This window comes from Bacillus sp. TH19, from assembly GCF_016651075.1.
Taxonomy (GTDB): Bacteria; Bacillota; Bacilli; order Bacillales; family Bacillaceae_G; genus Bacillus_A; species Bacillus_A mycoides.
Map to the genome: position 1 here is coordinate 256,717 of NZ_JAEKEO010000001.1, position 21,037 is coordinate 277,753.

Here is a 21,037-nt window from a genome sequence, read left to right on the forward strand (position 1 = left end):
AGGAAACATTAATAGTAAAACCCTCCCTCCTAACATACTTACTTAGAAGAAAAGGTTCATTAAAATCATCTCTAACTCAAATTACTTGTTATGATATTAAAGCAGTAACTCTTTTTATATCTTTAAAAAATTCGAGTTTGCTTGTATGCCAGTAATATTCTTTTGGAACCAATTAAGAGTCTCCCATGATTTCACTCTATTTGTGTAATCCGTCTCCTGTACTTCGAATACAATTCCTATATTTCTACTTGAAACTTGATTATTTACTTTTAATAAAGTTTCATGTAATAAATTTTCATTAATAGAACCATTAGTCGGACTTTCTCCCTCAAAGCAGCGTACCTCACTATAAGGAATCGTCAAATGTTTAAAAGAACTAAAATGTAAATGTTTGATATGATCCATTAAATTTATATACTTATGAAAGTCTTTATACTCTATTTCCTCTTGTCTTAATAATTTAGAAATACCTAGACGTGTAAGATAAGTGATAGACCAATGGCATATATCCCACGTTATTCCAACATTAGATAAATCTAAATTTACCAAGTCATTAAAATCTTCTGGGTATACAAATATAGGATCAAAGTCATCACCTAAGTTTCCAATGATGGGTAAGTTTTCAACACCTATCCATATATTGGTTCCTTTTATTTCCTCATCTATCATTTTAAAGAACTCTATAATTCTTTTTCTATTATCAATAAGATTATACTTTTGAAATTCTGCTATGTTCATAAATTGATTAGCATGAACTGTTATACCTGCTGCGTTATATTTTATAGCAAGATTAATAAACTCATATAACTGTTTTTTTATAAATTCACTATTTAAATAGTCTGCATTATCAGTTGGAAAATGCAAGGTTAATAAAGATGGATTAAGTGTTTGAACAAAAGAAAGTACATCTGAAAACTTTGTTGTATATGACTTATCATGTAAAGATTCTCCATCAAAAATATTTGCTTCTAATCCATAACCTTGTTCAACCCATTTTAAATCAATTTGTTTGCTATCTAATCCAAAGAATGGTACCTGTGGTATTAACATATTCTCTTCACCTACCATGTTCCTCTTACTAACATAAATGCTTCAGCCGCTTTATATCCTGACTTTGCTCCCCATACAAAAGCATTGTGCTTCATTGCTTCTATTGAACGTGGGTGAGGAAATTCCCTTAACTCCGATTCATAATGTTTCATCGCATTTAATTTTGCCTCCAAATGTTCTTCAATATTTACGAAATAATTAGGAAGAAACTTATCTTTCTCATTATAATTCCACTCAGTAGAAGATAAGGTTTCATATGCAAATACCCATTTAATATTACTATTTGGTAGAGGTCGTGTAGCTGTCATCACTGCTCTATAAACAACAGTATGATCGATATTTATATCTCCACCATATTGAGTATAAATAATCGTAGGGTTTATTTTATTAATGTGCTCTTCAATTTCTTTTACAACATCTAGTAATGGCAATGTATCAAGACGATTATCAGGAAAATCTAACCTCGTAAAACTTGCTACACCAAGTGTCGTACATGCCCCCTCCGTTTCTTTATAAGACAGGCTCTTAACCTCTAAATCTAGTTCTCTGTATTCTTTAGATCTCGAAGATTTCCCCTCTGCAAGGATTACAACATGTACATCATCACCTTGTTCCACGTGTTTTGCTATTGTTCCACCAACACCAATAATTTCATCATCCGGGTGTGCAGCAAATACAAGTACATTCATATGATTTTAAACTCCTTTAATAAATTTTTCTGTTTCCTCTGGACCACAATTTAATAAAACATCTAGCATAGATAAATGCGGTATAAACTCTCCAAATAACTGTGGGTAAGAATACTCTCTTATCCTTTGGTATATGATTTCTATATTTTCATGCTCAAAATCACTTTCTATTAAATAATCTTGACCTAAACTTCCAGAATAATAAGTATTGGCATTAAACTTTTGACAAAGCTCTAATACAAAATCACTTTTTTTCCCTGTAATCCCCTCTAGCTCTGATGCATAATATAATTCCGTATCAATATTTAATTCTTGAATAATAAAATGAATAAAGTTCATATTCATACTATTTAGATTATCCCATTTTTCTGAATAAAAATTTTCTAGATAATCCTTGTATACATTGAAATAGGGCGCATTAGAGTAATTAATTCTTATTGTCTTCCAATGCTTTCGCTCCCAATCTTGTGTATTGTCTATCTTTAACTTATTCAATGGGATTTCTTTATAATTTTTCATTTGCATCGGAACCGTTAACCAGGATACTCCTTGGGAAGTTTTAATACGATTTCTATTTAAAAAACCTTTCTTTTCAAATTGTGCTATATCATGAAATACAAACACATCCGATTTATGAATTTTTTCAAAAAAACCATACCAAGGTAAATAACTTGGTTGGTGGCCACTAATAATCATAGTTTAAATCCTCTCTTTTAAACAAAAACATTTTTTCAAAACTGCTCCCCAGTATATCTTTGGTCTAGCAATTCCTTTATTATGCGAATATCCTAAATCCGCATACTTTAATTTATTATGAATTGCTAATTCAAACGCATCATTTAGTAGCAAATATGAAGATTGTGAATTTTTCCCTATGGTATTATTAATATTGATCCAGTAATATAAAACTTGTTTATCCATTATAAAAATGCTGGAACTAATTAGTTCTTCTTCTAAGAATGCCCCTAAGAAAAGTATTTTTTCTTGTAAGTTAAGAAATAAATGATTAAAAAACTCTCTACTAAATGAGTAACTCGCTCCTATACTGTTATTATGTTCCTGATATAAATTGTAAAATTCATCTAATTCCTCAGAAGCTATAGGCCGAATTTCAACATTTTGTTTACGTGCATATCTTACACTTGTCCTAGCTTTTCCAGAACACGACGTCCATAAATCCTCAAACCTATTTGGTAGGTCTAACATATAAGTTTCTTTATAATCCCACTTTTCATTACTATAACTTTGAAAAGGATTTATCGTTATAGGTAATAAAAGTTTTTGAATTTTATTTTCAAACTTTCTATTTATTATTGATTCATAAAATGAAAAATCTATTTTATCTTGGCCAATTATTATTGGGCCTCCATAACCAATTAAACTTCCTAGCAGTCTACCATCCTGTACATACATAGGAGATAAAACTACTGTATCTCTTGTTTCTATTAGTACTGGAAAAAATTGAACACCAGGTAATAATTCCATTAATTTTCCCCATTCATAACAATGAAATACAGAACCATTGTATTCTTCCATACAGGCATCCCAATATTGGGCATCAGTACATATTTCAATTTCCATATAATCACCTTTTATTTCTTTTTCTCTAAATATATTAGAATTTGACTACATATATACTTAAGGTCTTTATTCCCTAAAGGATATTTAAAAGGTATTGATAATACTCTTGGCCATAAAAAATCTATATTTTCTGACTCGGTAGCGTACTTCGAAAAAATAGGAATTTCACTCAAAGGTAGATAGTTCCAACAAGTTTGTATTCCTTTTTCCGCCAAATATACGGAACACTCATACCTATCAGAGGGTTCTTTGAAAATAATAGTGAAATAGTTCAAATAAACATTCTGAGCTGAAAATATAATCTTTACCCCGTACTTTTCTTCAATTGATTGCAGCATCGTATAACACAAACTGGCATTACATATATTAATTTCTAAAATCTTTTTCGTTCTCTTTAAGTGTTTATCAATTAACAATGAGCGTAATGTGGACATTGTTTTTGGATATATAACTTCCGTTTCCTCTGGCAAAGAATCCAATTTGCTATCATTATAAGAAGGAAGAATCCCTGACTTTTCCCAATAATCAGTAAATAAACTCAGTAGCCTACTCTTCTTAATTCTTAAAGCTAATTGCGTTTTCAGGTGGTTTTTATAATCTAAAAGCACTTCTTCTTTCTTTTCTTCATCCATATCACACGAGTCATTTACCGTACGATTAAGAATTAATGCTCCTCCCCCTATACTTGGGATGGGTTTAGTTCCCCCAAAACTTAAAATTCCAATGTCACCTAAACTACCAATTAATTTTTCGTTTTGATAAGAGAACATTGCTTGTGCTGCATCATCAATTATATAAATATCATTGTCTCTGGCCCAATTAATAACCTCTAAATCTTCATGACATCCATACACATGTGTAAGAATAATTGCTCTTGTATTTTCATTTGAGTATTTTTTTATTTTATTAAGAGAAAGTGAGTAATCAGTAGTCAAATCAATTAATACAGGTTTTGCTCCTACTGTTAATACAGCCTCTATTACATTAGGACAATTAAAATTTGATAAAATTACTTCATCCTCTTTTTTTATCTTTAGATACTTTAACCCTGCTACTAATGCCGACGAACCACTATTAGTTAATATAATTTCGGAATTAGGGTAGAGAGTTTGTAAACTCTCTTTTAGATTAGAATGATTGGATCTATATATACTTTTCAAAAAATATATATGATCAAATATACTCCAAAAAGAAGGATATATTGGATACTTAATTTTTTTTGGGTTTTTAGGATATAGATACTGTGTTTCCATATTTCTCCTCTATTATTATCTCTAACCCTTTATTTAATGAAATAACTGGTTGATAGTTTAATAATAATTGAGCTTTTTCTATCGAAGGGATTCTTCTGAATATTTCTATGTTAGAATCTCTTACTCCCTCATCTCCTAAATTAAGAAATTCAATTTCACTTTTGTTTCCCATTAACTCATTGATTTTTCCCGCTAATTCCTCCATAGATATAGGCTTGTTATTTCCTATATTAAAATCAGCAAAATTCTCTCCTTCATATTCAAATGCTAATATAGTTCCGTTAACAATATCGCTAATATAACTAAAGCATCTAATTTGCTGTCCGTCCCCATAAATAGTAATATTTTCGCCGTTATGAGTTTGTTTTAAAAACTTAGAAATCACAAAGTTATCATTTTGTTGTGAACCGTATACATTAAAATAACGTACCACTCTGACTTTAAAACTATTATTAGCATATTCTTTCAAAAAATCTTCTGACATTAATTTGGCTTTTCCATAAGCTGATTTGGGAATTTTGACATCATTTTCTTTAAACGGAACACTCACACCATCCCCATACACCTCGGAACTAGAAGAAAATAATAACTTATCTATTCCATTTTCTATACAAACTTCTACAATATTTTTCGTGCCTTCAAAATTCACCCTGACTACATCTTCTTCATTTGAACGGCAATTATCAACACCTACTAATGCAGCTAAATGTATGACCCCATCCACATTAATAAGCTTTTCTCTTAATGTCGCAATATCTAAGATATCAATTTCTTCAAAAGGAACATCAATACTTGGTTTAAATTTATCAAATATAATTACTTCATAACCTCTTGCTATTAACTCCTTTGTAACATGTTTACCAATAAATCCACCGCCACCAATAACTCCTATCTTCATAAATATTTACCTCCCTACCTTTAATTGGTATAAACTTTTTAAAGATGTAACGATATGTTCAACCTCATTTTCTGTAAGTGCACTATACAATGGTAATGAAATAATTTGATCAAATACTTCTTCTGTTTTGGGTAAATGTACATTAAATCTCTCTTGATAATATGGATGCATATGAACGGGAATAAAGTGAACACTCAGCCCAATATTTCTCTTTTTCATTTCTTGAATCATCTGATCTCTACTGATAGGAGAATTAGGATTAATCTTTATAACAAATAAATGCCATGCATGTTTTATACTTGGATTGTTTACATAGTTAGGTAATGTTATATACTCTTGGATTTCTTTTAATTCTTCCTGGTATATTTCCGCTATTCTCTTTCGTTTTTCAATCATTTCATCAGCTCTTTTTAACTGACTAATACCTAAGCTAGCTTGTAAATCCATCATGTTATACTTAAATCCAGGTAATAGAACATCATAACGCCAACTTCCTTTTTCGCCATAACGATTCCATGCATTCTTGGTGATGCCATGCCAACCATATAATCTAGCTTTTTCAGCAATCTCCTCATTTTTAGTGACTAACGCTCCACCTTCACCTGTTGTTATATTTTTAGTAGCATAAAAACTAAAACAAATAATATCTCCATGTGTACCAATCAAAGTATCATCATACTTAGTTCCTAATGCATGAGCCGCATCCTCTATCAGAAATAACCCGTGTTCTTTACATATCTTTTGAAGTTCTTTTAATTTGGCTGGGTATCCAGCAAAATGAACTGCAATAATGGCTTTAGTTTTTTTAGTGATTTTTCTTTTAACATCATGGAGGTCAAGACATAAATCCTCTTCATCTATGTCTACAAATACTGGTTTTGCACCTACATGCATAATAACGTTTACACTTGAACAAAAAGTAAAACTTGGAACTATTACTTCATCTTCTAATCCAATCCCCAAAGACAATAACGCTAAATGTAACGCCGCAGTCCCTGAATTGCAACTTACTACATGTTCAGTATTTAGATATTCTTTTAAATTCTCTTCAAACTCTATCACTTTTGGCCCCTTTGAAAGCCATCCAGACTTAAGAGCACGAATAACTCCCTCAACATCTTCATCATTTATTTCTGGTCGATAAAAAGGAATAAATTCTACCATATAATCACCTACAAACATATAATATTTTTTTTATATATTGATTCATCTTTAAATATGTTTCTTGTATCTAAAATTAAGCAATTTGCCTCATTGAACAAATTAAAATTAATACAATCATGATCCGTATGAACAATAATTAAATGGTATTTATTTAATGCATTCATAGTTAAATCGATAGATTTTTTCACATTATGATTGTCCACAATTAGATCCTCAATAAATGGATCATGGTAATCGACGTTATACCCTTCTAGCATTAAACCATTCATAATATCCAAAGCTGACGATTCTCTAGCATCATTAACATTTTTCTTATATGCTACGCCAATCATAAGAACATTCTTTCCATCTTCATCTTGTAGTAACTGTAATGCCCTTTTAATAATATAATTTGGCATGTTTTCGTTAATTTCTTGTGCTACATCAATCATTCTTGTTGCCAAATCTTTATTATTTGCAATCCACTTAAAATATATAGGATCAATTGGAATACAATGTCCTCCTACACCAGGACCTGGATAGAATTTTTGAAATCCAAACGGCTTAGTCCCAGAAGCATCAATTACTTCCCAAATATTAATGTTTAATTCATTACATATTTGTGTCATTTCATTAATAAATGCAATATTTATAAAACGGTAAGTGTTTTCTAATAACTTCGCTGTCTCTGCCACTTCTGGACTACTGACCTTATGGATCCCATTAATTAGGTTACTGTAAAAGGCTGCAGCACAATCTGTACAATTAGACGTAACTCCACCTACAATTTTAATAATATCTTGGATTGAAAATGATTTATTCGCAGGGTCAATCCTCTCTGGAGAGTACGCTACAAAAATATCTGTACCAATTTCAAAATTGGTTTCATGTTCTAATTTATATAAAATCTCTTCTCTTGTTGTACCTGGATAAGTAGTACTTTCTAGAATGACTAATGTACCCTTTCTAATGTACTTGACTATTTCATTAGCTGCTGAATGAATATATGTTAAATCTGGTTGTTTACTATCTTTTTCTAAAGGAGTAGGAACACATATAACGACAACATCACATCCATTTATATATTTCATTTCTGTACTAATAAAAAACCTATTTGTATGTAAAGCATCTTGGATTTCGGTATCCTGTATATCACTGATATAACTTGTTCCACATTCTAATTTTTCTATTTTAGCTGTGCTTTTATCGAATCCTCTTACCTCATAACCTGCTTCTAAACATTTAAGAGCCGATGGTAGTCCAACATATCCCAGACCAATATATCCAATACACGCACTTTTATTCACAATTTTTTCAACTAATGATTTTTTAATTTCATTATTTAATGCAGTGACCATTACTTATCACTTCCCCAGAAATTTAATATCAAAATTTTTACCAGTAATTGATAATTGCGCGTTATGAAAGCCCATAGATGCACGTAAATTATTAAACAATGGAACAAACTAAATTATTAACACTATCATTCCTCCTAATAAGATACATATTTAAATTCACAAAAAAAACCCTAGAATTTCGAGGTATTTTTTTATATCTATAATGTTCACATGTTATTTTATGGGATTCAATCAATTTTTTTCTTTTTTTCACTTTCTCAATATAGAAAAAAATTTGTTATCATAAAAATAATAATCTACAAAACCTTATATTTTTATATTATAAAAATGACGTGATACTTGTTATAGCTGCATTTTTTTAATCCCCCCAAAAAAAAGAAAGAATTTTCCTTCTTTTAATTCGAAAGATATAACTCATCAATTTGTTAATAAGAGTATTCAATTATTATTAACTGTAATATTTTTTACTGTTTTTACTTTTTATTGAAATTAATAGAGAAACATCTATCTGAATAATAAAAAACATTTTGAAATATTTTTAAATTCAAACCATAAATGATATACCTTTTCTAAAAATAACTTTGCAATAAAAGAATTTACAATTCAATTCAGGCCTTCTCACATACTTCATTTTTTAATGAAGCGTTAAGGTTTACATTATTCAAAAAAAAATCGTAACATCTCATCAATCAACTGAGAGTTACGATTTTTGATATATGATTACTTTTTAATTTTTTTATAAATATTGCGTTAACCTAATCATATCTATACACTGAATACCATTTTCATATATTTCATCTTCATAATTGCGTAAGAAAAAATTCCTATCCACATTTGTTATTCTAAACCCACATTTTTGATAAAGGCCTAATTGCATTAAGCTAGAATTTCCCGTCCCTATTTCTATGGTTTTATATTTCTCTTTTTTAGCATAGTCTATAGCAAACCCAAGCAAATATTTCCCATATCCTTTTCCCTGTTCTTTTTCAGAAACTGCTATATTTATAATCTCAATTGTTTCAGGACGAGTAGGAATTAAAATCATAATCCCCACAGTAATAGTATCCTTTTTTAAAACAAAACAGTCCCCTTGTTTAAGGTATCCATTAACTACTTCTGATGAAGGATCAGCTAGTAATAATAACTCCATTTCTTCTTTACCAATGCTTGTACTTTTTTCAATACTAATTTCATCCCAATTATTTAATTTCATTTTCAATACTCCCCCTTTTAACTAATATATTAAATGAATTCATTCTCACAAAACAATATCAACAGTTATTTTAAAATGCAGTAGTTGGTTCCTATCATCTATTATTCTAAATAAAATACACATACATAATGTATGTGTATTTTCATTTTCGTTATTTCTTAATAAAAAAGTAGTTTTTAGGCTACGTTACATCTTCTCTAATATTTCTTGTCTTTCACACCATTTTGTTAACTTTTCTAATGCTTTTTTAGACAAGCGTTTTGTTTTATAATTACAAAATCTAGACAGCGTAGATGGCGAAATACTAACTTCATCTGCTATTTCACGAATACTTACATTTTTTTCATTATGCACTTTCAGTATTTGATCCCGAATTTTCTTCTCTCTTTGTTCGACTGGTTCCACAGTCTCCCTAACCTCTTCAACAACTGTTACTACAGGTAATTGCTCTTGTGGTTCCTCTATAAATTTCTTTCCTATTCCACTATCCATTGACTGTAGCATTTCCTCAGGTGGTAAAATAGTTATCCCTAAGTTAGCGTAATAATTTTTAAACCAGTTACGTTTCCCAATTTGTTGTTCATCAAGCGGGTCACTATACTCCCAATGAGAGATTACTTTTTCATTTTCTAAATCCATTAAAACATTCTCTAGCTGTTCTCTAATACGATTCGGCTTCCAATCTTTTGGAATATCCATTACTGCTAGTAGCCCCTTATCCCCTCCTATGGAATAGGGCTTTTTCAATGATGAATACATTTGTCTAATTCTCCATTGCCATGTTAAGTATCGAATTAACCTTTTATGATATTTATGTCTATAACTATTGTATTCAAGGGCCTTTTTAGACAATAATGCTGTTGTATTATTTGATCCGTATAAATAATTCGTTAAAAAACTACCTGGCTTAATACGACAAGATTCAATCCCCATATATTCGTTTGTAACACTATGTCTCCACAATACAACCGAATCTAAAACAAATAACCTTTTAATAACCTCACGCTTTAATTCTACTCGTTCTCCTTCGTCATCACGATCGTTTAGTACTACGACCTCATTATCATCATTTAAATAGATAAAAATGCTTGCTAAAGCCGCAATCCTCTTCGCTATTTTAATTTTATCTTCCGCTCGATAATATTCTTTATTTTTAACGACTGTCTTTGGAATATTGCACATCTCTAAAACTTGCTCGTATGAAAAATCAATGAATTCATCTGGAGATTTCGCCTCATTTATCCACTGTATTGTAATTGCATCTAAACAGTCTGCCGTCAAATCGTCCATATTACTCATTACATCATCAACAAGGGTATTCCATCGAGCTGATTCTTCATTGTTTGTAAGTCTTAAATCCTCGTCTTTGTGTGAAGAAAGTTGAGCTACACCATTAGAAGACTTCGTTTCAATGGGATACTGTAGGACTTTACTTTTTTCATCTTCTTCAAATTGATTCTTTGCAATTCCATCTCTTAGTTTATAATAAACAGCAGAATTATTTACTTCGTAATAATCCTCATGGTTCACTATATTTGTCTTATCTATATTTTGATCATTTTCTAATATTATGGAATTTGAATGCGCTACATTCTGAAATTCTTTTTCTATATACTCTTCAATTTCCTTATATATTTCTTCCTTATAAGAATCAATCTTCGCATAAATTTGTACTAATGTAATTCCGGATTCTTGCTTTTTCTCTAACCAAGATACTAATGCAGTAAATGATGGAGAAGCATAGTGTGAGGTTAGTACTTTGTTATTATTATTTTCAACATCTTTAAAGTACGCATTCCACTTGTTCCATAATAGCTCGTTCGTTTTATAAATTGGCTCAGAGATTAGCAATGCATCTCGGAACATTTGTAATAAGTTATCCACTTTATATTCCTCCCTAAACCATGGATCACAACAAAGTAGTTTTCATCATAAAAATCTTTACTACTATTATATTTAATTTATTGTAACAGATATTTACAAGATTTTGCGGTTTCTTCTCCTTAATTCCTTAACTTACAACATGTTTGCTCTTGCTTTTCCCTATTCCTCTTTACTTGCATTCCTTTTGCGCTTTTCTTTCCTTTATTGCAACACGTTTGCTCTTGCTTTTCCCTATTCCTCTTTACTTGCATTCCTTTTGCGCTTTTCTTTCCTTTACTCTTCAACTTGCAACATGTTTGCTCTTGCTTTTCCCTATTCCGCTTTACTTGCATTCCTTTTGCGCTTTTCTTTCCTTTACTCTTCAACTTGCAACATGTTTGCTCTTTCTTTTCCCTATTCCGCTTTGCTTGATTCCTTTTGCGCTTTTCTTTCCTTTACTCTACAACTTGCAACACGTTTGCTCTTTCTTTTCCCTATTCCTCTTTGCTTGCATTCCTTTTGCGCTTTTCTTTCCTTTACTCTACAACTTGCAACACGTTTGCTCTTGCTTTTCCCTATTCCTCTTTACTTGCATTCCTTTTGCGCTTTTCTTTCCTTTACTCTACAACTTGCAACACGTTTGCTCTTGCTTTTCCCTATTCCTCTTTACTTGCATTCCTTTTGCGCTTTTCTTTCCTTTACTCTACAACTTGCAACATGTTTGCGGTATCCTTACCCTATTTCGTCTAACTTGCAACAGTATATTTTTTTCTCAACCTAATACATTACACAAAAAATCGTTCTATTTTTAAATTTTTGAGTGATTTTTTTATATTTACAACAAGTTACTCAAATAAAATGCAACATGTTTGCGGTATCCTTACCCTAACTTTTTTGTCTTTTTTAATCTAATCCCTTATATATCAAGGAATTAGGTGCTTTTACTTATTCTTAGACATATAATTCAACTTGCAACACGTTTGCGGTATCCTTACCCTTATTTTTCGCATAAGATGCAACACTGTTTGCGGTATCCTCACCCTATCGTAATCCATACAAATCTAATTAAACCTATCACATCAACGATAATCGTTATATTTCATGATTAATAAGCGTACTTCTTAACTTGCAACACGTTTGCGGTATCCTTACCCTAACTTTTTTGTCATTTTCAATCTAATCCCTTATATATCAAGTGGGGAGATGACTTTTTACTTTTTCTTATACATATAATTCAACTTGCAACACGTTTGCGGTATCCTTAACACAAAAAAAATTAATAGAATTCTCATATCCCTTGATACACCTAGCTTTATAAGCTGTTGCAAGTTGCTATCTTTCTTCTTAAAGGAGCACCTTTCGCCAATTTTCGATTTGCTATAATCAAAATTGGTATATTTTATAGTATTTTGACATATATTTCTGAATTTGCAGAACGGAGGTGAAAAAGATGGGGAAATCATTTATTATTCAAAATCAGCGTAGCTTAAATGGAAAAACAACAAATGCTGTTTTAGTTACACTAAAATCTTGGCAGAAGTTTGTTGCAACATTTGAGGAGAAGTACTACAGCTATAAAGATACATATTTAGAAGATATTCTGCAGCACATGACATACGAAGAACGTATTGCGGATGTAGAAGGCTTTGTCGAACAAGCGAAACCATCTTTTTCACGTCGAGCAATGTCTGCACTTGCAGAAAAAACAGGAAGAAAACATAAGTTATATGGTATTACGAATGCAGATCTTGAAGTGTTCTTATATCTACATAAAAAATGCTTTACTAATGGTGTCATTCCAAATGTAACGATACATATGATGTGGGAAGATTACAAGCAATATAAAGAAGAATTTGCATACATCCAGCATTCTCAGTTCTATATTGCTCTAAAGAAATTAAGTATACATAACATAATCTCTATCGAAAATGGCGTAGATGGTCGATATACAATCAAATTGACTCATTTTATGAATGAAGAAACAGAAAAGGCTAATCCATACGTATATATTAGTCCTGTTGTATTTACAAAGGCTTTCTTTAAGCTATCTGTAGCAGCTAAGAAACTATTCTTAGACATTGCTATGCAACAACATACCGAAACAACGTTAAAGCGTTCTTTAGACAAGCAGGACGAAAGGGGCAACAAAACTCACTTTGGTGGGATGTATCGTTTCTTACATAAAAAATATCCGCACCAAATCCGTGCGGTTATCGAAGAATTAACAACTGCTTTACCATGTACGGGTAATCCCCTATTCAAAATTTGCAAAATGCAAAAAGGTGTAAGGCATACAAAACGATATACAACCTTATATCTATCTATCCATTCGGACTTCTTATGTACGAAAGAATCTGGAGAAGAGCAACACAGGGATCCATTTACACCAAAAGCTACCTATGCTCGTAAAGCAAAATTCATCGAATCAGTTCTACAAGAAATGAATATCGGTGAACTGTCTTCAGACATGAATAAGTTCATTCATGTATTAAAGCATACTTGTCATCGTCAAATTCGTGGTGTAATTCGTGGACTTCGTGACATGGTTGATCGAAAAGAAGGATATCCAACGAAAATTGTATATACATTGAAAAAACTGTTACATCAAACATCTCAATATCAAATTCTTGATACAGCGGCGAAAGAAGGCATCTACCCTCTTATTGCGCAACATGTACCAAAAGAGAGAAATAGTGACCGTGAACAAGCTGTCTTTAATTTTGGTCTACATTATTCCATGTACTCTCTTCGCAACATTAAGAAGATGTTTAAAAATGTGCATGCACTACTGAAGCAGAAGTTTGCGATACCAGTGACGGAAGAGTCTTATCACCGTAATTATCTAAAATACCAGGAAGAAACGTTATTTAGAAAATATGCATATGATCAGGGAGTGAATCTCCATACATATATCGCTTTAGAAATTGAAATGCGTGAAAAATTAAAAGTTCGTGGCCATAAAGAACGCACGATTCCAAGTGATGTACGTGAATGGTTTATCGAGGCAATTGATAAGCTGCCACAAGAAAAACTTCGTGTTATTGAGCTGCCAAAGCAGTTTAATTTACTAGAGTTTATGCGTACCTTCGAACGTTTAGTACGTGCTGGTGTAACAATAACAGCTCCAGATCAGGTGCTAACCGCAATGGAAATAAAATAATAGCCCTCTACTCTCTATTTTTGAAAAAATCGAAAGTAGAGGGCTATTCGTGTTTGTTTGATTAACCCCCCTTTTCTACTACCCTATTTATAAATACCAAATCAGAAGGACTTCATGTAAAATGGAGTCTTTTTTTATACAATTCTATACAAATCCTCTTCTACCTATAGAAGAATCTCCACACTACATATTGAATATTCTTCACGTATAGTAAAACATCTGATTTTATATCTACAAAAAATCAGAAGGATATTTATAAAAACAGTGGATATGAGGACAATTATGATCAAATGTGAATAATATTTTCCCAATATCCTTGATAATACTACTGTCGTTAATTTCATCTAATAAAAATCATCAATAATAATGTGAGTTATGTGTAAATACTGAGTAATGTTAACAAATAGCTACATTATCTGAACAAAATGTGGATAATTGGACGCTACATACTGCTCCATTTAACAAAATAAAGAAAATACACCCTATTTCCATGGCTGAATAAATATAATGTGATTTGTATCAATTTCTTTCCGATTTCATGTAGAAATATATGATTTTCTTTCTGCTTTTTTGTAGAATTGAAAGTCTAATAATCATTGAATCTACGGATACATTTTCTACTATTTATGATTTTTTATGTTCTAACATCAAATTTTTCCTTGTGGGAGTAGGTCTTTTCCCTATTTTTGATAACCTATAAAAGTTTTATCTTTATTTCTTTTTAATATATAAGATATATATTTATAATAGATTTTATTATTACTAGTATGATTGTTAATAAGAAGTCTGACCTAATTGAAAATATTTGTTAATTCAGTTATAATAATGGTAATTAAACATATCATTACCCACATACAAAAGGACAAACCTACGTATCCCTACCAGGACGAGGTTTGTCCTTTTTTCATTTTATAATCAATTAATAATTGGAGGATTAAACATGGTCGTACTAAAGAATACAACTAATATAGCAATGAATGAATATAACGAAATTAGATTTTTTAAAGGGGTTTTTTGGGGATTATTACTTGTACTCCCTTTTTGGAGTATTATGATAGCCTTATTCATTTGGCTTTGTAAATAATAATCAACATATCAAAAATGCAAAGGGTTGTTTGTCCGTTTGCGTTTTTGATATGCCAGCAACCGTGCATAGCAGAGGGCGGTAGCAGGTCTTTCACCTATTTTTTGTTATAATATACCCAAAGAAATTAGGTGATTATAATGAACGAGACAATTAGGTTAGAAGAAACATTAGAAGCTTTTTCTAATTACTTAATTGAAAAAGGTCGAAAACATTCTACGATACAACGTTATTCTTACGATATTAAGGATTTTTTTAAATGGTTAGAAGTAAATGAGATACTTTTTCATATCAAATCGTGGAGTGAATTATCTCCAAAAGATTATCAGGGGTATTTCTCTGAGTTAGAAAGCAAGCGCAAATATTCCCAGAAAATAAGGCACAGAATATGGGTGGTTTTAAAGAAATTGAACATGTTTTTAGGGATAGATAGTCCATTAGATGAGTTTCACCTCTCCTTAATTCCTGATCAATCACTAAGTGATAAGGATTTTATTACTGCAACGGAAGAAAAGCATTTAAAACAAACGATACTTTCAACAAAGGGATTAACAGAAAGACAAGCTAAATATCGCCCTCTTATTATGGATAGAAACGCTTGTATAATAAATTTAGTAGTAAACTATGGGTTATCCTTGCAAGAGCTTGTATCGCTTAATATGAGCCATATACAGTTTGCTAGAAATAGTTTAATTGTTCCAGGAGAGGATGGAGTAACTAGATCTGTATTCTTAACTGATGAAGATACAAAGCAACTTTATAAATATTATACGATCATTCCAGAACCCGTAAGACCTCGAAAACATACTGATAATCCCCTATTTGTTGTATTTGATTTTAACCGGGGTACTTATCGTTGGGTGTACGAAAATGATGCGCCAAAGGCCTTGTCTGAGGTTGCTGTGCAAAAAATGATACGACTTGAAGTAAAACGTGCGGGGGGAAATAGGCGTATTTCTGCACAGCAGATGAGGAATACATTTATTCTCCGTCTTATTAAGCAAGGAATAAATGAAGATGAATTGGTAAGTAGAATGGGGTTCAAAACTAAGATATCTCTAAAAAGATATTTCCGATATTTACAACAAGTTCCACTCAAGCACGTTCAAAACAATACAATAGATTAAAGACACATGAATATTAACAGTAAAGATAGTAAGGATATTAAATTAAATATATAGAAAGACGATTAGTTATTGAAATATAAAGCCTGTATCGATGATTACCAAGTAATTATTGATACAGGCTATCTTTTAAAGCATTTGTCATATTCAACTAACGCATACGTTAGTTGAACAACGAATATATGTTTATTATTCAAACGAAAGTCCCTTTATTTTAAGTGAATTTCAATCGAATCCTTGGAATATACTAAGTGTTTTTGTAAATAATAGGATTGTTAAATCAATAAATAAAGGAGGACTTTTATGCTACAGAATCAACAAGACAAAGAAAATTTGGGTTCTAATATGAAACAAAAATTTGCGGGAACTGATGCACAAAAAGTAAAACAAGAAATTCAAAAAGATGTTAGCCAAGGGCAAGGAGCAATGACCTCCCGTGAGGCAGGAGCAATGCGCGATTAAAAAACCACTCTAAGTGGTTTTTTATTTTTCTACATGTAAATTAAACACTTTACAACTCTCATTTTGATTTGATGGTTTAGATAATCTGTAGTAAATAACCTCTTTCTTGTTCATTTACTACAATAAAAAGATGTTAAATAGTCTTCGAAATGTAGATTCATTATCTTCTGCTTGGGGTTCATTCGCTGTTTTACCAAGAAATCGCATCAGAAGTCTCTTTTTATAGAAAAATAAATGACAAACTAATTCCCAAATGGAATTCATTTCCCCCTCCGGTTTCCAAATTGCCTTTTCAAAAGTAATATTCTTTAGCACTTTTTCAAGTGGCGGAAACCAGTCTTCTTCATCTAAGCAGCTTGCCCATTGTTGTGACAAAAGTGTTTTTACATCCATTTTCGATTTTTGCCCTCATAGTGAGTTACTTCTCCATATATTTTTACGGTCGTAAATGTCATCGTTATAAGAAGATGACCGTCTTTGATATTCTAGGGATTGTGTATAAAACGACGGTGAAGCATAGACAAGCTGCCTAGCGAAAAAATCACGTTTTAATAGGCTTCTTTAGTATGCCTACTTTTCTATCAATTGCTAGTTTTGAACCGAGGATCGTTTCATATCTAGTAAGTTACTTGGTTAGCTTGATGGGCATGTGGCGGTCCCCCATGTCCATCAACTCAAGAGATTCTAATACCCCCAAGCATCAAAAGATGTTATTTTTTCTAACAAGCTAGATTAGAAAGGATGACGTTTTCTTATGAATCATTCAAGATGAACTACAACCATTTGCGGAAGGATTACAACGATATGTGCACCTGTGTTTTCAGAAGAAATAGCCTATTCTTGGTCCATTGGAGAAGTAATGTTATCTTTATATGTATCAATATAAATATTTCCATTTGCAGCAAGTACAGCATACGTAACATCTTTGTAGCGAAGGTTACGTTTTTTTAGTTCACATTGTAACCCTAACTCTGTCTGATTGTTTTGCCTTAGGTTTTCTGTCATAATTTCTCCATCCATAATTAGCTCGATGGGGAGTTTAGACTCTTTTTTTATCGGTATATTTAAATCTTGTTTTGTAACATTACGATATTCAGGTTTTTTCAAAACAGATATCTTACCATTTGTTTCAACTATGACATAAAGAACTTCTTCAATGTTGAAAATACCATTCTCTCTTAATTGTTGGTTTAAATAATCTAGAGAATAGCGCATTTTCCGCATATTATTTTCTAAAATTTTCCCATTTTCAATAATGACTGTCGGATTTCCAGCAAATATTTTTCTGCCTATCCGACTTTTCATGGATATATAACTAACCATTAGAATGATAAATACTAAAATAAGAAAAGCGATGACTGCATGATGAGTTTTTACATTTAAATTAAATGCCAAATTTGCAATAATACTTCCGATAGAGATAGCACCAATAAAATCAAAGGTATTCATTTCAGCGATAATTTGCTTTCCTAATATTTTAGCTCCGATAAATAAAATCGAGAAAGATAACAGTGTTCTCAAAATAATCTCTATATGTTCAGACACAAGTAGCGCCTCCTTTTGGGATTGCATGTTCGTATTATAATAATTTATATAAGGATAGTATGTATCATTGTAAAAGAATTTATTATGTTCAATAGCATTAAATAGTTCATGTAGATGAATTAATCTCGGTTCTGTTGCCAAGTTTCTCAAGAGATAAAAAGAGACATGAATGTAAGAGGAAATATAATGATGTTGAATGTTTTAATAAGGAGTACATTTTTTGAAATCAAATAAAATAATAATTATCAAAAAGAGATTGGATTCCCTTAAAGAGTATTAACTAGATAAATATGAACTGATTTGAATTACCGGGATATGTTTTCTACCTACAAAATCATGTATCACTCTCACCTATCCAGAAAATCATAACTTTTTAAACTGGTGATTTCTTTGAGGAAAAACAATCATGTACCGACAGGTATTAATATTTTAAGAACGTCCCTAAAATATATTTTTGGTGTTTTTAAATTAAATGAGAAGTGAATATGATGTGCATTTTTTTCTTATTATCTAAATAAGGGTTTCTTAAATTACTTATATAAAAGCTAATGGACGAGTATTAATACTTATGAAGTAACTTTTATCTGATAAGAAAGGGGCATCAGATTTATGAACAACCTTAATTTCCTTTGTGAACAATTTGCTAAAATTCTTAATGGGAAAAGCAACATAAATCAGGGTGTTTGTTCTGTCTCCTTGCGTCGTAATATTAAAGTGTTTGTTCAAGGACGACCAAGCACCTCAGTGATACCGGTTGGGATATCTTTTGAATCGTTAGATCAAAATGGCAATGCGTTGAACTTTGGAGAAATCGCTATTTTACAAGAAGAAATCCCTTTATTTATGCAATCAATTGTTCAACAAGGGATTATTGTTAGCGCCTTACATAATCATTGGTTATATATGAAACCATTGATTATGTATATTCATATCCAATCTGTTGAACCACCATTGAGTTTTGCAAAAAAATTGGCAAATTCCTTTTCGGTTTTAAGTAGTTATCCAATTACTGATAACGGGAGCTAATGTTAAGTAGATCATATTTATTCATTTCCTATATCGAGAATCATGTGAACAAAAAATGCCCTCCAGCTAAGTGATCTGGAAAGCATTTTTATGAATTTCTAGATACATTGAATTTCGATAACAGGAATTATGTAAATGAGCTGTCCATATGGGCGGCTTATTGTATTTGTTGCTTAGCATAGGGGTTTTCCGAAATGCTGGTGGTACCACATAGCCATCAAGCTAAAATTTTTTAGTACCCCCACTTCAAACAGTCCGTTAGGACGTTAAGTGGCGGGTAGTTCACCTCCACATACTGCTTGTCCGTTATTTTTCTAAATCAGGCATTTCGTTTGCAATAAATCCGTTGATAAGCAATTCAAAGGATTGACGAAGTTCTTGATTATTAGGAAGGACTTCTTTTGACTGTAATAAGTCAAAGAAGTCCTTCCTAATAATCATTTGAATGCGCCCTTACACACGAACCGGTAGGATTAACTGCAAATTAGAATGAATTGTATCCTCTGCTCCCACTACCACAATAGGTCTCTGATTACTAATCATTTTTATCGCGATTTTTTCAGAAGATATCGTTTGTAGTGCTTGCAGCAGATATTCCACATTACAAGCCAATGTAAATGCCTCTACTTGATTACATGGAATTTCTACTTCAATGTTTACAACTTTTAGATGGTACGGCATACGGCCATTGCTAAAAACATCCCCTACACAAATTGTCCAAAGACTCGTTTCAATTTCAGTTACAACATTCATTATATATGCTCCTCTGCAGATTAATAAAAAAGACATTGAACAAATTCGTCCAATGTCTTTTTCCCTCTTATATATTCTTTAACTCAAAGTACAATTTTCCAGGTTTTCCATACATGTTAATTTCATTTTGATATACGACAGCTAATTGCTGAGACATCTCAATGCTTTCCATATAGGATAAAGAAGCAGCTGCTTCTATTTTTTCTTTAATTTCATTAGGAATAACTGCGTAAGATAAGCTATCCATTTTACTTCCTAATTTAGTATCTGTAGCAGCCTCATAATAAATTTCGGTAATTAAGACCTCATTATCATCTGGATCATACATATATCCTCGGTTAACTGTAATCATATTAAAGTACTCCTCTCAAGTTTCACATTCTAATCCCTTGTGCTTTTAGCATTGCAACAAGTATCTTACGTATATAAATACTCTAGTTCTTAATTTTTATATTCCATTCTTTATCTAGTTTACTATAAATTAGAAATTAATCTCTTTCTTTGCTGTCAAATTCAAAAATCTTTAACAATAGTAAGAGACGATAAAGACCTGGTAAGTGTTTTTCTCCATAATAGAAATAGAATTCCTGCGATTCTTTTTTATAAGAAAATTGTACACCTAAGTGTGCAGGAAACGACTTTTAATGGGTTCGGTGATTTCTTTATTTTGAAAGGTTAATATAAGTTCCCCTAGTGATAATGCTAGTTCATCTAATGTAATTGCATGTTCATGTTTCATCATAAATATCTCCTTTTCCAAATAAAAAAAGCACAAATCATGTGCTATTTCTTCACAGTATTTTTTAGTTATAATACCTAAATATCTAGCCTTCTC

Annotated in this window: 21 protein-coding genes; 5 read left to right on the forward strand and 16 right to left on the reverse strand. The window is 31.4% G+C overall.

The window, feature by feature from the left end; all coding sequences use genetic code 11:
- Positions 1 to 114: 114 nt before the first annotated feature.
- The 11 genes from JFU54_RS01300 to JFU54_RS29365 all read right to left on the reverse strand — a co-directional run bounded on the left by JFU54_RS01300 (position 115) and on the right by JFU54_RS29365 (position 11,434).
- Positions 115 to 1,050, reverse strand: a complete 936-nt coding sequence (locus JFU54_RS01300) for an apurinic/apyrimidinic endonuclease family protein (RefSeq protein ID WP_201055276.1) — start codon at positions 1,048 to 1,050, stop codon at positions 115 to 117.
- Positions 1,051 to 1,061: 11 nt separating this feature from the next.
- On the reverse strand, positions 1,062 to 1,739 hold the full coding sequence (locus JFU54_RS01305) for a PIG-L deacetylase family protein (RefSeq protein ID WP_201063496.1): 678 nt from the start codon (positions 1,737 to 1,739) through the stop codon (positions 1,062 to 1,064).
- Positions 1,740 to 1,745: 6 nt separating this feature from the next.
- Complete coding sequence (locus tag JFU54_RS01310) at positions 1,746 to 2,435, reverse strand: WbqC family protein (RefSeq protein WP_002204149.1); 690 nt, start codon at positions 2,433 to 2,435, stop codon at positions 1,746 to 1,748.
- A gap of 3 nt (positions 2,436 to 2,438) precedes the next feature.
- On the reverse strand, positions 2,439 to 3,320 hold the full coding sequence (locus JFU54_RS01315) for a GNAT family N-acetyltransferase (RefSeq protein WP_078205763.1): 882 nt from the start codon (positions 3,318 to 3,320) through the stop codon (positions 2,439 to 2,441).
- Positions 3,321 to 3,331: 11 nt separating this feature from the next.
- Positions 3,332 to 4,573: an aminotransferase class V-fold PLP-dependent enzyme gene (locus JFU54_RS01320; protein WP_201063498.1), complete on the reverse strand. Its 1,242-nt coding sequence runs from the start codon at positions 4,571 to 4,573 to the stop codon at positions 3,332 to 3,334.
- Positions 4,548 to 5,471 carry an NAD-dependent epimerase/dehydratase family protein gene (locus tag JFU54_RS01325; RefSeq protein WP_016096897.1) on the reverse strand — a complete coding sequence of 308 codons (924 nt, stop codon included), beginning with the start codon at positions 5,469 to 5,471 and terminating at the stop codon, positions 4,548 to 4,550. Before JFU54_RS01325 ends, JFU54_RS01320 begins: the two co-directional genes overlap by 26 nt.
- Positions 5,472 to 5,477: 6 nt before the next feature.
- Positions 5,478 to 6,635, reverse strand: coding sequence for a DegT/DnrJ/EryC1/StrS family aminotransferase (locus tag JFU54_RS01330; RefSeq protein WP_002068789.1), 1,158 nt, complete (start codon positions 6,633 to 6,635; stop codon positions 5,478 to 5,480).
- 8 nt (positions 6,636 to 6,643) lie between these two features.
- Complete coding sequence (locus JFU54_RS01335) at positions 6,644 to 7,972, reverse strand: nucleotide sugar dehydrogenase (protein ID WP_002068787.1); 1,329 nt, start codon at positions 7,970 to 7,972, stop codon at positions 6,644 to 6,646.
- A gap of 736 nt (positions 7,973 to 8,708) precedes the next feature.
- Positions 8,709 to 9,185 carry a GNAT family N-acetyltransferase gene (locus tag JFU54_RS01340; protein ID WP_078205759.1) on the reverse strand — a complete coding sequence of 159 codons (477 nt, stop codon included), beginning with the start codon at positions 9,183 to 9,185 and terminating at the stop codon, positions 8,709 to 8,711.
- A 186-nt stretch (positions 9,186 to 9,371) separates the two neighbouring features.
- The gene (locus JFU54_RS01345; RefSeq protein ID WP_078205758.1) at positions 9,372 to 11,069 is read right to left on the reverse strand and encodes a helix-turn-helix domain-containing protein; all 1,698 of its coding nucleotides are present in this window, start codon (positions 11,067 to 11,069) and stop codon (positions 9,372 to 9,374) included.
- Positions 11,070 to 11,188: 119 nt separating this feature from the next.
- Positions 11,189 to 11,434, reverse strand: coding sequence for a hypothetical protein (locus tag JFU54_RS29365; protein WP_207192570.1), 246 nt, complete (start codon positions 11,432 to 11,434; stop codon positions 11,189 to 11,191).
- Between the two features lie 1,064 nt (positions 11,435 to 12,498).
- Between JFU54_RS29365 and JFU54_RS01350 the strand changes: the two genes are divergently transcribed.
- From JFU54_RS01350 to JFU54_RS01365, 4 genes are all read left to right on the forward strand, one after another.
- On the forward strand, positions 12,499 to 14,208 hold the full coding sequence (locus JFU54_RS01350) for a hypothetical protein (protein WP_201053942.1): 1,710 nt from the start codon (positions 12,499 to 12,501) through the stop codon (positions 14,206 to 14,208).
- Between the two features lie 940 nt (positions 14,209 to 15,148).
- Complete coding sequence (locus tag JFU54_RS01355) at positions 15,149 to 15,292, forward strand: hypothetical protein (protein ID WP_002069415.1); 144 nt, start codon at positions 15,149 to 15,151, stop codon at positions 15,290 to 15,292.
- 140 nt (positions 15,293 to 15,432) lie between these two features.
- Positions 15,433 to 16,419, forward strand: a complete 987-nt coding sequence (locus tag JFU54_RS01360; protein WP_201038241.1) for a tyrosine-type recombinase/integrase — start codon at positions 15,433 to 15,435, stop codon at positions 16,417 to 16,419.
- A gap of 300 nt (positions 16,420 to 16,719) precedes the next feature.
- Positions 16,720 to 16,878, forward strand: coding sequence for a hypothetical protein (locus JFU54_RS01365; RefSeq protein ID WP_172805467.1), 159 nt, complete (start codon positions 16,720 to 16,722; stop codon positions 16,876 to 16,878).
- 117 nt (positions 16,879 to 16,995) lie between these two features.
- On the opposite strand, the gene JFU54_RS01370 is transcribed toward JFU54_RS01365, so the two are convergent.
- A complete protein-coding gene (locus JFU54_RS01370; RefSeq protein ID WP_242312071.1) occupies positions 16,996 to 17,271 on the reverse strand; it encodes a DinB family protein in 276 nt (91 codons plus the stop codon).
- A gap of 441 nt (positions 17,272 to 17,712) precedes the next feature.
- A complete protein-coding gene (locus JFU54_RS01375; protein ID WP_151304175.1) occupies positions 17,713 to 18,423 on the reverse strand; it encodes a DUF421 domain-containing protein in 711 nt (236 codons plus the stop codon).
- 609 nt (positions 18,424 to 19,032) lie between these two features.
- On the opposite strand from JFU54_RS01375, the gene JFU54_RS01380 reads away from it, so the two are divergent.
- Entirely contained in the window at positions 19,033 to 19,449 is a 417-nt protein-coding gene (locus tag JFU54_RS01380; protein ID WP_078205821.1) for a DUF1259 domain-containing protein, read from the forward strand.
- A gap of 306 nt (positions 19,450 to 19,755) precedes the next feature.
- Here the strand turns inward: JFU54_RS01380 and JFU54_RS30035 are convergent, their stop codons facing one another.
- The 3 genes from JFU54_RS30035 to JFU54_RS01390 all read right to left on the reverse strand — a co-directional run bounded on the left by JFU54_RS30035 (position 19,756) and on the right by JFU54_RS01390 (position 20,554).
- The gene (locus tag JFU54_RS30035; protein ID WP_277956398.1) at positions 19,756 to 19,890 is read right to left on the reverse strand and encodes a hypothetical protein; all 135 of its coding nucleotides are present in this window, start codon (positions 19,888 to 19,890) and stop codon (positions 19,756 to 19,758) included.
- Between the two features lie 12 nt (positions 19,891 to 19,902).
- Positions 19,903 to 20,202 carry a hypothetical protein gene (locus JFU54_RS01385; protein ID WP_078205823.1) on the reverse strand — a complete coding sequence of 100 codons (300 nt, stop codon included), beginning with the start codon at positions 20,200 to 20,202 and terminating at the stop codon, positions 19,903 to 19,905.
- Between the two features lie 67 nt (positions 20,203 to 20,269).
- The gene (locus JFU54_RS01390) at positions 20,270 to 20,554 is read right to left on the reverse strand and encodes a hypothetical protein (RefSeq protein WP_078205634.1); all 285 of its coding nucleotides are present in this window, start codon (positions 20,552 to 20,554) and stop codon (positions 20,270 to 20,272) included.
- Positions 20,555 to 21,037 lie beyond the last annotated feature (483 nt).